We start from the raw sequence: 11561 nt of genomic DNA, 5'->3' as shown, positions 1-11561 counted from the left end.
TAAGAAATACGATTTTCTGTAAAATACACCGCCATTAAAGCCAGGAGGCCAAGATGGCAAAGCGGTATGAACTCCCCGACGCAGCCTGGGATCTGGTTGCAGATATCTTCACCAAAAATCAGCGCACCGGGCGCCCTCGGGCCGATGATCGCCTGATGCTAAACGGTATTCTCTGGGTGCTTTGCTCTGGCGCAGCCTGGCGAGACATGCCCGAACGATTCGGCCCTTGGTCAACGATCTATCAACGGTTCCGGGGATGGCGTGATTGCGGAGCTTTTGATCAGATGCTCAAGCGTCTTCATATCCGATTGAATGAGCAGGGTTTGATTGACTTGGAAACATGGATGATCGACTCCACTGCCGTACGAGCAACCCGGGCCTCATCAGGTGCCGGGAAAAAAGGGGATTTGAAGAACCGCAAGACCACGCGCTCGGGCGCAGCCGGGGTGGCCTGACGACCAAGATTCACATGCTGTGCGACGCCAATGGTGTGCCTCTGCGTTTCCTGTTGTCAGGCGGACAAGCCAGCGATATAGCCTATGCCCAACCGCTACTCGATCAGGCTTGCATACCCAGCCTGCGCGGTCGCCCACGCAAGCGTTGCCGCTGGTTGCTGGCTGACAAGGGTTACGACGCTGAAGCGCTGCGCCAGTATTGTGATCGTTATCGCATGCAGCCAGTCATTCCGTTGCGAAGCATGAAGCGCAAAACCAAGCCAGGATTGCCTCGACTTTTTGATCGCCCCAAATATCGGCAGCGCAACATCATCGAACGCATGTTTGGCTGGCTGAAGGAGAACCGTCGCATCGTGACGCGCTTCGACAAGCTCGCAACAAGTTTTGCGGCGATGGTCTCATTGGCCTGCGCTATGCGGTGCTTGCGACAATACTTTACGTACAGAGCCTAACAACCTGTTGTCCCAATTCCGGAGGCGGCAAGTTCCTCTGCACGAACAATTTATAACGGTGTTGGGCGTTAATAAGGAATTTGCGGTCTTAACGCAGGGCCTTGATACCTGGACGATTGGAAATCAGATTCCTGCGGATTCAGGCGTCGCCGCAAACCTGCGACGAGCCTGGAAAGATGGCGTTTTCCATCGCTTTGCAGGCGAGGGGCAGGCCGGGATTGGTAGGGTTAACCCGCACTTAAGTCTTAATGGCGGTCATGAAATAAGCAGTCTTGCACGTATACCGAGCAGCGGGTTTGAGCATATTCAGCACCTGACAATTACAGGTCACGTTGCCCCCGGCGAGTCACTGGATCACCTGCTTGAGTCGTTCACTCATGTCAAAACGTTAAACCTGAGCCACAACCAGATCCACCGTATACCGTCTTCCCTCACCGAGTTTAGCCAGCTTGAACACCTCGATTTATCGCATAACGAGCTGACGGTCACGCCTTACGCGCAGTCACGTCTGGATCGATTGCGCCAACTACGCGTATTACGTTTGCGCGGCAATCGGGTGGATACGTTGAATGTCAGCATGATGGAGCAGCTCGAAGAGCTTGACTTGAGCCAGACGGCGATCAGGGCGTGGCCTCAGGGTGTGTTCGATTTGCCTCGCCTGCGCAAGCTTGATTTGTCCCGCAGTGGGGTTACCGATGTGCCGCAGGCTGCGCTTAACGGGCATGACAGGTTAATGAGCAACACCCGGCTTGAGGGATGTGCGCTGAGCCGCGACAGTTGTCTGGACTTGCTGGGGTATGCACACCGAACAAACAGCGTGAGTGCCGGGTGGATACCCCGAGGCTTGTTGATGGAAGGTAAAACAGGCGGTGAGCCTGAGTATTTCCCCCTGGAGGTCTCGCAAAATCCGGACATGCTATTGCCTTCTGTTCCTGATCTCGCTGAGAGCGATACCTCACTTACGCCTGCCGCCAGGCTGCAAAGCATTGATCCTGAGTTAAGTTTGCGCGATGCGGTTAACTGCATTGACCGCTGGATGAGCAGCGGTGAGGGTGCATTAGACATTCACGCCCGACTCGACAGTTGGCATCGTCAGTACAACGCGATGACCCGGCAGCTCAACCGCTGGATTGATAGCCAGAGCTACAGAGTCGAAGCCCAATGGGTAAGTGCTCTGGATCGCAGAAGAGCCTCGGATCGGCTCATGCGTGCCTGGCGTCAAATGCTTACCGCCGAGACACCTGAGGGCGCGAGTCATGCAAGAGTCATCGATTTTTCGGACTTGTGTGTGGGGGACCTGCCTCAATTGCCTGTTGTGTTAGAACACATCACCTCTATTGATTTGAGCGGTGTGAGGTTAACGGCGCACGGTTCAAATGATTTCCTGCGTTCTTTGCCTCAATTGCGTACGTTGCGTATCAACAACAATGCCCTGGTAGAACTGCCTGGTGCTGTAGAGGGGCTTGATAATCTCACCCGCCTGGAGGCCGCTCATAACCGCCTGGTGAACACCGAAATGCTGCAGAGCCAGTTGCGTTCTTTGGCCCATCTGGAATGGCTGGATTTAAGCACCAATGCCCTGGAAAGCTTTAATGCGGGTGAGTTGCCTGCTTTGCGTACGCTCAATCTCAGTGGTAATGCCCTGACACGCTGGCCTGGGGGTGTAATGAATCTCTCTGAGCTGTCGGAACTGGACCTCAGTAATAATCGAATCCATCACATACCCGATCAACTCTATGACCGCACCTACAACAACCTGATGGCCGGTACGGATGTAACTGATAATCCATTGGAGTATGACGACCTTGAAGCGCTGCATGACTATCAGCATTCAACCGGCAACGGACTGGGCTTCACGGCCGAAGAACTGGAATCGGGATTGCATCACTCTGATGACTCTGCAAGTGATTCCGAACCAGAAGCCGATGAGGATCTGGATGCAGGCATCCACGAGTCGCCGTCGGTTCAAAAAGCGCGCTGGTTCAACGAGGTGCCAGCCGATTCGCCGAAGCATCGTATATGGGACGTGGTGTCTGGCCGCCAGGGCAGTGACGGGTTGTTTCATCTGCTCACCGAGTTAAAAAATACCCGGGACTTCATTGAAGGCAAGGCACTCCTGACGGCGAGGGTATGGGACGTGCTTGAGGCTGCTTATAACAATGAGGCTTTGGGCAGCGAGCTTTTCGTTCAGGCACGCTCACCCTATACCTGTGGTGACGGACGCATTCTGTTATTCAGTGATCTGGAAGTGAAGGTCCATGAGTTCAACGTACTTAAGGGCGTCAGTTCCAGTGAAGCCGGTTCAGTTCTGCTGGGCTTGTACAAAAGTTTGTATCGTTTGGAGCGGGTGGAAGAAATTGCCCGGGAATTCATGGTTCAGTACCCGACGATAGACCCTGCTGAAGTGCGACTGGATTTTCGCATCAGTCTGGCCGAGCGCCTGCAATTGCCCAAACAGCCCAAAGACATGATTTACCGCAATCTGGTTGAACACCCTTCAGTGGAGCTGGATGAACCGTTTAACGTGACACTTCAAAAAGCCTACGAGCGAGTCATTGCGACCGATAATTCTCCCGAGTTCAGCCACTATTTATTGTCCTCGGAGAAATGGATCAGTTATTTAAAGGCGCAATACCCTGATGAGTGCCAGGCGCTGGAGTTGCAGCTAAAAACAGAAGCAGACCAGTTGGAAGATCGCTACCCGGTTATAAATGAGTCTTACAACGCGGCAATAAAAGCGTTAGGCAGCAAGAAAAAAAGAGAGTTTGAAACGCTTTACGAACGCTTGTCTCATCTTGAACGCGCCAAACTGAACGGTCAGTAACACAACGGTTTTCACCGTAATCGGGCAAAAAAAGCCTGTGTGCTGCCGCTTGTTCAGCGACAGCACACAGGCCGCACGGGTGCCGGGGCCTTAGTTGTCGTAACCCAGGTTCGGCGCCAGCCAGCGCTCGGTCACGGCCAAGTCCTGGCCTTTGCGGGCGGTGTAGCTGTCGATCTGGTCCTTGTCGACTTTACCGACGGCAAAGTACTGGGCCTGCGGGTGCGCAAAGTACCAGCCGCTGACGGCGGCAGCCGGGAACATGGCGTAGTGCTCGGTCAGGAAGACGCCGCTTTTGCCCGGCCACATTTCTTCGGCTTCAGGGTCGAGCAGGGTGAACAGCGTGGCCTTTTCAGTGTGATCCGGGCACGCCGGGTAGCCAGGGGCAGGGCGGATGCCGCTGTATTGCTCTTTGATCAGCGCGTCGTTGCTCAGTTGCTCGTCCTTGGCGTAACCCCAGTAATGGGTCCGCACCTGTTGGTGCAGCCATTCGGCGCAGGCTTCGGCCAGGCGATCGGCCAGGGCCTTGACCATGATCGAGTTGTAATCGTCGCCCGCGTCCTGGTAGGCCTTGGCCACTTCTTCTGCGCCAATCCCGGCTGTGGTGATGAATCCGCCCACGTAGTCGGTCACGCCACTGTCTTTAGGCGCAACGAAATCGGCCAGCGAGAAGTTGGGCTTGCCATCGGTCTTGATGATTTGCTGGCGCAAGTGGTGCAACGTGGCCAACGGTTGGCCGCTCTCGTCATACAGCTCGAGGTCGTCATCGTTCACCTGATTGGCAGGCCAGAAGCCGAAGACGGCGCGGGCGCTGATGAGCTTCTCGTCGATCAGTTTCTTGAGCATTTCCTGAGCGTCGGCGTACAGCGCGGTAGCAGCTTCGCCCACCACTTCGTCGGTCAGAATGCGCGGGAATTTACCTGCCAGGTCCCAGGAAATGAAGAACGGGGTCCAGTCGATGTACTCGGCCAGTACGTTGAGGTCAATGTTGTCCAGCACCTTGGCCCCGGTGAACGTCGGTTTTACTGGCTGATAATGGGCCCAGTCGAACTGCGGTTTTTTGGCGATGGACGCGGCGTAGCTCAGGCGCTCGGTGCGCGCACTGCGGTTGGCGGTGCGCTCGCGGACCTCGATGTACTCGTCGCGGGTCTTGTTGACGAAGCCGGCTTTCAGCTCTTTGGACAGCAATTGTGTGGCCACGCCCACGGCACGGGAGGCGTCGGTCACGTAAATCACGGCATCGTTCTGGTACTTGGGTTCGATCTTGACCGCCGTGTGCGCCTTGGACGTGGTCGCGCCACCGATCATCAGCGGCAAGTGAAAGTCCTGGCGCTGCATTTCACGGGCAACGTGGACCATTTCGTCCAGCGACGGGGTGATCAGGCCGGACAAGCCGATGATGTCGCACTTCTGCTCCTTGGCCACTTGCAGGATCTTCTCCGCAGGCACCATGACGCCCAAGTCAACGATGTCATAGCCGTTGCAGCCGAGCACCACGCCGACGATGTTCTTGCCGATGTCGTGTACGTCGCCCTTGACCGTGGCCATCAGGATCTTGCCCTTGGCTTCGGGCTTGTCGCCTTTTTCCAGTTCAATGAACGGAATCAGGTGCGCCACGGCCTGTTTCATGACGCGGGCCGATTTGACCACCTGCGGCAGGAACATTTTGCCCGCGCCGAACAGGTCACCCACGATGTTCATGCCCGACATCAACGGGCCTTCGATGACTTCAATCGGACGCTTGAACGACAGACGCGACTCTTCGGTGTCCTCAACAATGTGAGTGGTGATGCCTTTGACCAGCGCGTGCTCCAGCCGCTTGTTGACGTCCCAGCCGCGCCATTCTTCGGTTTCGGCTTCTTTGACGCTGCCGTCGCCTTTGTACTTGTCGGCAATCGCCAACAGGTTATCGGTGGCGTCGGGCGTGCGATTGAGCACCACGTCTTCCACCGCGTCACGCAGTTCGGTCGGGATCTGGTCGTAGATCTCCAGTTGCCCGGCGTTGACGATGCCCATGGTCAGGCCCGCGCGGATCGCATACAGCAAGAATACCGAGTGGATCGCCTCGCGCACGGGGTTGTTGCCACGAAACGAGAAGGACACGTTGGACACGCCACCCGACGTCAGGGCGTACGGCAGTTCGTCGCGGATATAGGCGCAGGCGTTGATGAAGTCCACTGCGTAGTTGTTGTGCTCTTCAATACCGGTGGCCACGGCGAAGATGTTCGGGTCAAAGATGATGTCTTCCGGCGGGAAGCCGACGTCATTGACCAAAATGTCGTAGGAGCGTTTGCAGATTTCTTTTTTGCGGGCTTCGGTGTCGGCCTGACCGGCTTCATCGAACGCCATCACCACCACGGCCGCGCCATAGCGTTTGCACAGTTTGGCGTGATGGATGAACTGCTCGACGCCTTCTTTCATGCTGATCGAGTTGACGATGCCCTTGCCCTGGATGCACTTGAGGCCCGCCTCGATCACTTCCCATTTGGAGGAGTCGATCATGATCGGCACCCGGGAAATGTCCGGCTCGCCCGCGATCAGGTTGAGGAAGGTCACCATGGCCTTTTTGGAGTCCAGCATGCCTTCGTCCATGTTGATGTCGATGATTTGCGCACCGGCTTCAACTTGTTGCAGGGCCACTTCCAGGGCTTCGGTGTAGTTGTCTTCACGAATCAGGCGGGCAAAACGCGCCGAGCCAGTGATGTTGGTGCGTTCGCCCACGTTGACGAACAGCGAGTTGCGGTCGATGGTGAACGGCTCAAGCCCTGACAGGCGGCAGGCCTTGGGGATGTCCGGGATTTGGCGTGGCGCATAACCGGCAACGGCTTTGGCGATGGCCTCGATATGGCCCGGCGTGGTGCCGCAGCAGCCGCCAACGATGTTCAAAAAGCCGCTTTGGGCGAACTCTTCAATCACCTTGGCCGTTTGTGCAGGCAACTCGTCGTATTCCCCGAACTCATTCGGCAGGCCGGCGTTCGGGTGTGCCGAGACGTAGGTACTGGCTTTGTTCGACAGTTCTTCGAGGTAGGGACGCAACTCGCTGGCACCCAGCGCGCAGTTCAAGCCCACCGAAATCGGCTTGGCATGGCTCACCGAGTTCCAGAACGCTTCAGTGGTCTGGCCGGACAGGGTGCGGCCGGAGGCGTCGGTGATGGTGCCGGAGATCATGATCGGCAACTCGATGCCCAAGGCTTCAAATACGCCTTGTACGGCAAAAATCGCAGCCTTGGCGTTCAGGGTGTCGAAAATGGTCTCGATCAGGATCAGGTCTGCGCCACCTTCGATCAGGCCCCGGGTGGCCTCGGTGTAGTTGTCCACCAGTTCATCGAATGTGACGTTGCGGTAACCGGGGTTGTTGACGTCCGGTGACAGCGAGCAGGTGCGGCTGGTCGGGCCCAAAACCCCTGCCACAAAGCGCGGTTTGTCGGGGGTCTCAAGGGTCTTGGCATCGGCCACCTTGCGCGCCAGTCGGGCGCCTTCTACGTTTAGCTCGTAGGCCAGCGCCTGCATGCCGTAATCGGCCTGGGAAACTTGAGTGGCGTTGAAGGTGTTGGTTTCGAGAATGTCGGCACCGGCATCCAGGTACGCTTTCTCAATCGAACCAATGACATCCGGGCGGGTGATGACCAACAGGTCGTTGTTACCCTTGACGTCGCTCGGCCAGTCGGCAAAGCGTGTGCCACGATAGTCGTGTTCCTCAAGACGGTAGCTTTGGATCATAGTGCCCATGCCGCCATCGAGAATCAGAATGCGCTCTTTGAGGGCGTGCTGAAGTGCTTGGAGACGAGCGCTGCGGTCAGACATAGGACTACCTGTTAGGGCCATGCAAAAGAGGGCAAATCATAACAAACCTGCGTGGGATTTGATCGTTCGCCGTTTTTCATGAATTTCATTCATGTTGAGGCGAGCCTTCGACGGGTAGAATCGCGACATTTTTAATATCAGGACAATGGCACATGTTTTTTCGCCTCCTCACCGGCGCTGTGACGCTGGTGGTGTGCAGTACAGCGTTGGGCCAAACCCCGCTGGTGAGCCCGGCTATTTCGTACACCCGGGATATCCAGCCGATCCTTACCGAAAAGTGCGTTGCCTGTCACGCCTGCAACGATGCGGCCTGCCAGCTCAATCTCGGGAGCGCGGAGGGCGCGACCCGGGGTGCCAGCAAGGTGCCCGTGTATCAGGGCGATCGAACCACGGCGGTTGCGCCGACGCGGATTTTCTATGACGCCAAAGGTCAACAAGAGTGGCGCAATAAAGGTTTCTATTCGGTGCTGGATGCACAAGGGGCACAAGCGGCGCTCATGGCGCGCATGCTCGAACTGGGACACAGCGCCCCCTTGACCCCGAATGCCAAATTGCCTGAAGGCATTGTGCTGGGCCTCAACCGTGAAAACAGTTGCCCGGCCCCCGGCGAATTTAACGATTATGCGCAAAAACACCCCAACGAAGGCATGCCGTTGGCCGTGACCGGCCTGACGGATCAGCAATACATCACGGTGCAAACCTGGCTGGCGCAGGGCGCCCCGGTCGATCAAAACGCCATTAAGCCGACCGCCATCGAGGCGAGTCAGATTGCCGAATGGGAAGAGTTGCTCAATCGCCCGGGGTCGACTGAGGCGCTGGTGGCCCGTTGGCTGTATGAGCATTTGTTTCTGGCCCACGCCTATTTCGACAATGGCGTGCCGGGTCACTATTTCCAGTGGGTGCGCTCGCGCACGCCCAGTGGGCAACCGATTGACCTGATCGCTACCCGGCGCCCCAACGACGACCCGGGCACCACCTTCTATTATCGGATCATGCCGGTGCAGGGGGTGATCGTTCATAAAACCCACATCACATACCCGATGGGGCAGCGCAAGCTAGAACGGGTCAAGCAACTGTTTTATAGCGGCGACTGGCATGCCGCCAAGCTACCGGGGTATGGACCACGAGGGCGCGCCAATCCGTTTGAAACCTTTGAAGCGATCCCGGCGGTGGCCCGTTATCAGTTCATGCTGGATAACGCGGAATATTTCGTGCGCACCTTTATTCGCGGCCCTGTGTGCCGCGGGCAAATTGCTACTGACGTGATCCGCGACAACTTCTGGGCGGTGTTCCAGGAGCCCGCCCGCGACCGTTACGTGACCGATGCGGCGTACCGCGGCAAAGCCACGCCGTTACTAGCGATGCCGGGGCAGATCGACGATGTGGGCAGCATTATTTCGCTGTGGCACAACTACCGGGACAAGCGCAACGAGTATGAAGACCTGCGCCAGGCAGCGTACGCCGACATGCCGCCGCCGAGCTGGTCGACCCTGTGGGCAGGCAATGACAACGCGCTGTTGACCATCTTCCGGCATTTCGACAGTGCCAGTGTCAGCAAGGGGCTGGTGGGTGAAATCCCGCAGACCTTGTGGCTGTTCGATTACCCGCTGCTAGAGCGCACCTACTACCAATTGGCCGTTAACTTCGATGTGTTCGGCAACGTCTCGCATCAGGCCCAGACGCGTCTTTACTTCGATCTGATCCGCAACGGCGCCGAGGTCAACTTTCTGCGTTTGATGCCTGCCGACGCGCGGGCCGCCATTCTGGGCGACTGGTATCAAAACAGCGGCAAGCTGAAGATGTGGATGGACTATCAGAAGATCGACACGGACACCCCAACCGGTATGAAGCTGGACCCGGCCGACCCGAAACGCGATTTTGCCCTCAAGTTGATTGAGCGCACCGGCACCCTGAATGCGCGGCCGGACCCGATCAACCGCTGTACGGGCGCTTATTGTTCGCGGCCGAACATCCCGCGTGCCTTCCAGTACGCCGAGCAATCGCTGAGCCGTCTGACCTCGCGTCCTGCCGCCGGCTTACCGGTCATCAACCAATTGCCCGAAGCCACCATGCTGCGTATCGAGAGTGCCGACGGTAAACGTGAGATGTACAGCCTGTTGCGCAACCGCGCGCATACCAACGTGGCCTTTATGCTGGGCGAGGAATACCGCCTGCAGCCGGGGCTGGACACGCTGACCATTTACCCGGGCGTGCTCAGCAGTTACCCGAACTTTATGTTCAACATTCCGGCCGATGAGGTAGAGGCTTTTGTCGAGGCGATGGAGGCGAGCCAGGATCAAACCGCGTTTGAGGCCATCGTCCAGCGCTGGGGGATTCGCCGCAGCCACCCGCAGTTCTGGCAGTACTTCCATGACATTGGCGAATACATTAACCAAACCGACCCTGTAGAGGCGGGCGTGCTGGACATGAACCGCTACGAGAACCTGTAAAGGTCATTTGTTTCACCCACGTGGGGTGCGGCTTTCCTGACAAAAATACTAGGACTTTGTCAGGCGCGCCGATTGGCGTAAACTGCGCCCCATGTCTGCGAGGAGATTCCATGAGCGCCATAACGATTACCGACGCCGCACACGATTACCTGGCTGATCTGCTGTCCAAGCAGAACTCCCCGGGTATCGGCATCCGCGTGTTTATCACCCAACCCGGCACCCAGTACGCTGAAACCTGCATTGCGTATTGCAAGCGCGATGAAATCAAACCAGAAGATACCGCGCTGGGCCTGAAAAGCTTCACCGCCTGGATCGACGCGGTCAGCGAGCCGTTTCTTGAAGACGCCGTTGTGGATTACGCGACCGATCGCATGGGTGGGCAACTGACCATCAAGGCGCCTAACGCCAAAGTGCCCATGGTCAACGCCGACAGCCCGATCAACGAGCGCATCAATTACTATCTGCAAACCGAGATCAATCCCGGTCTGGCCAGCCACGGCGGTCAGGTCAGCCTGATCGAAGTGGTAGAAGACGGCATTGCGGTCCTCAAGTTCGGCGGTGGCTGCCAGGGTTGCGGTCAGGCCGATGTGACTTTGCGTGAAGGGATCGAACGCACCTTGCTGGAGCGTATTCCCGAGCTCAAAGGCGTGCGTGACGTGACTGACCACTCGCAGAAAGAAAACGCCTACTACTGATTCATCAGTCCCAAGGTGTTCGCTGCGCGTTCTATAAAAAAACGGTGCCCCGTGAGCACCGTTTTTTTATGCCTGCCGATTGAGCGCAAGACCGCTACGGGCGATACAGATGTGCGTGACCAGCGCGGTACAGCGACGATTCGCTGAAGCTGTCGTTGGCCAGCACGCGACCGACCAGGATCAACGCCGTGCGCCTGAACCCTTTGGCCTGAACTTTCTCGACAATGTCAGCCAGGGTGCCGCTGGCGGCGTCTTGATCCGGCCAACTGGCGCGGTGGATGACGGCTATCGGGCAATCGCTGCCGTAATGGGGTGTCAGTTCGTCCACGATCGAGGCAAGGTTCTTGACCCCCAAATGAATGGCCATGGTCGCTTGATGACGGGCCAGACTCGCCAGTTCTTCGCCCGCGGGCATCACGGTCTTTTCCGCGTAGCGGGTCAGGATTACCGTTTGCGAAATATCAGGCAGGGTCAGCTCCGCTTCGAGCAGGGCGGCACACGCGGCGGTCGCCGTGACCCCGGGGATGATCTCAAACGCAATGCCCAGCGCCCGCAGGCAGCGGATTTGCTCACCGATGGCGCCATACAGGCTAGGATCGCCGGAATGGACGCGGGCCACGTCTTGACCTTGAGCGTCAGCCGACTGGATCAGCTCGATGATTTGTTCCAGATGTAATTGGGCGCTGTTAATCACCTGCTCGGCCTGATGACCCTCCAGCACGGCGGCGGGCACCAGTGAGCCGGCGTAGATGATGACGGGGCAGCTGCGGATCAGACGCTGGCCTTTGACCGTAATCAGCTCTGGATCGCCGGGGCCGGCACCGATGAAATACACAGTCATGGCAGTCTCTTGAACGATGCGAAATAGAGCGCCGCTTGAACAA

The 11561-nt window shown here is 57.5% G+C and carries 5 protein-coding genes and 1 pseudogene; 4 read left to right on the top strand and 2 right to left on the bottom strand.

Annotation, left to right across the window (positions count from 1 at the left end; translation table 11 throughout):
• Positions 1-53 precede the first annotated feature (53 nt).
• Positions 54-907, top strand: a pseudogene (locus tag TU74_RS23800) (IS5 family transposase).
• Between the two features lie 58 nt (positions 908-965).
• On the top strand, positions 966-3731 hold the full coding sequence (locus tag TU74_RS21100) for an NEL-type E3 ubiquitin ligase domain-containing protein (protein WP_162199727.1): 2766 nt from the start codon (positions 966-968) through the stop codon (positions 3729-3731).
• Between the two features lie 90 nt (positions 3732-3821).
• Here TU74_RS21100 and metH read toward each other — a convergent pair whose 3' ends face one another.
• Positions 3822-7532 (bottom strand): methionine synthase, encoded by a 3711-nt coding sequence (gene metH / locus TU74_RS21095; protein WP_048377586.1) that lies wholly within the window; start codon positions 7530-7532, stop codon positions 3822-3824.
• A 152-nt stretch (positions 7533-7684) separates the two neighbouring features.
• Here metH and TU74_RS21090 point away from each other — a divergent pair, with 152 nt between their 5' ends.
• A complete protein-coding gene (locus TU74_RS21090; protein WP_048377585.1) occupies positions 7685-9982 on the top strand; it encodes a fatty acid cis/trans isomerase in 2298 nt (765 codons plus the stop codon).
• A gap of 110 nt (positions 9983-10092) precedes the next feature.
• The gene (nfuA, locus tag TU74_RS21085) at positions 10093-10677 is read left to right on the top strand and encodes a Fe-S biogenesis protein NfuA (RefSeq protein ID WP_047276641.1); all 585 of its coding nucleotides are present in this window, start codon (positions 10093-10095) and stop codon (positions 10675-10677) included.
• 94 nt (positions 10678-10771) lie between these two features.
• Here nfuA and cobM read toward each other — a convergent pair whose 3' ends face one another.
• Complete coding sequence (cobM, locus tag TU74_RS21080; RefSeq protein WP_048377584.1) at positions 10772-11518, bottom strand: precorrin-4 C(11)-methyltransferase; 747 nt, start codon at positions 11516-11518, stop codon at positions 10772-10774.
• Positions 11519-11561 lie beyond the last annotated feature (43 nt).

Origin of the sequence: Pseudomonas lundensis, from assembly GCF_001042985.1 — a bacterium.
Classification (GTDB): domain Bacteria; phylum Pseudomonadota; class Gammaproteobacteria; order Pseudomonadales; family Pseudomonadaceae; genus Aquipseudomonas; species Aquipseudomonas lundensis.
This window is presented reverse-complemented; position numbering and strand designations above follow the sequence as displayed.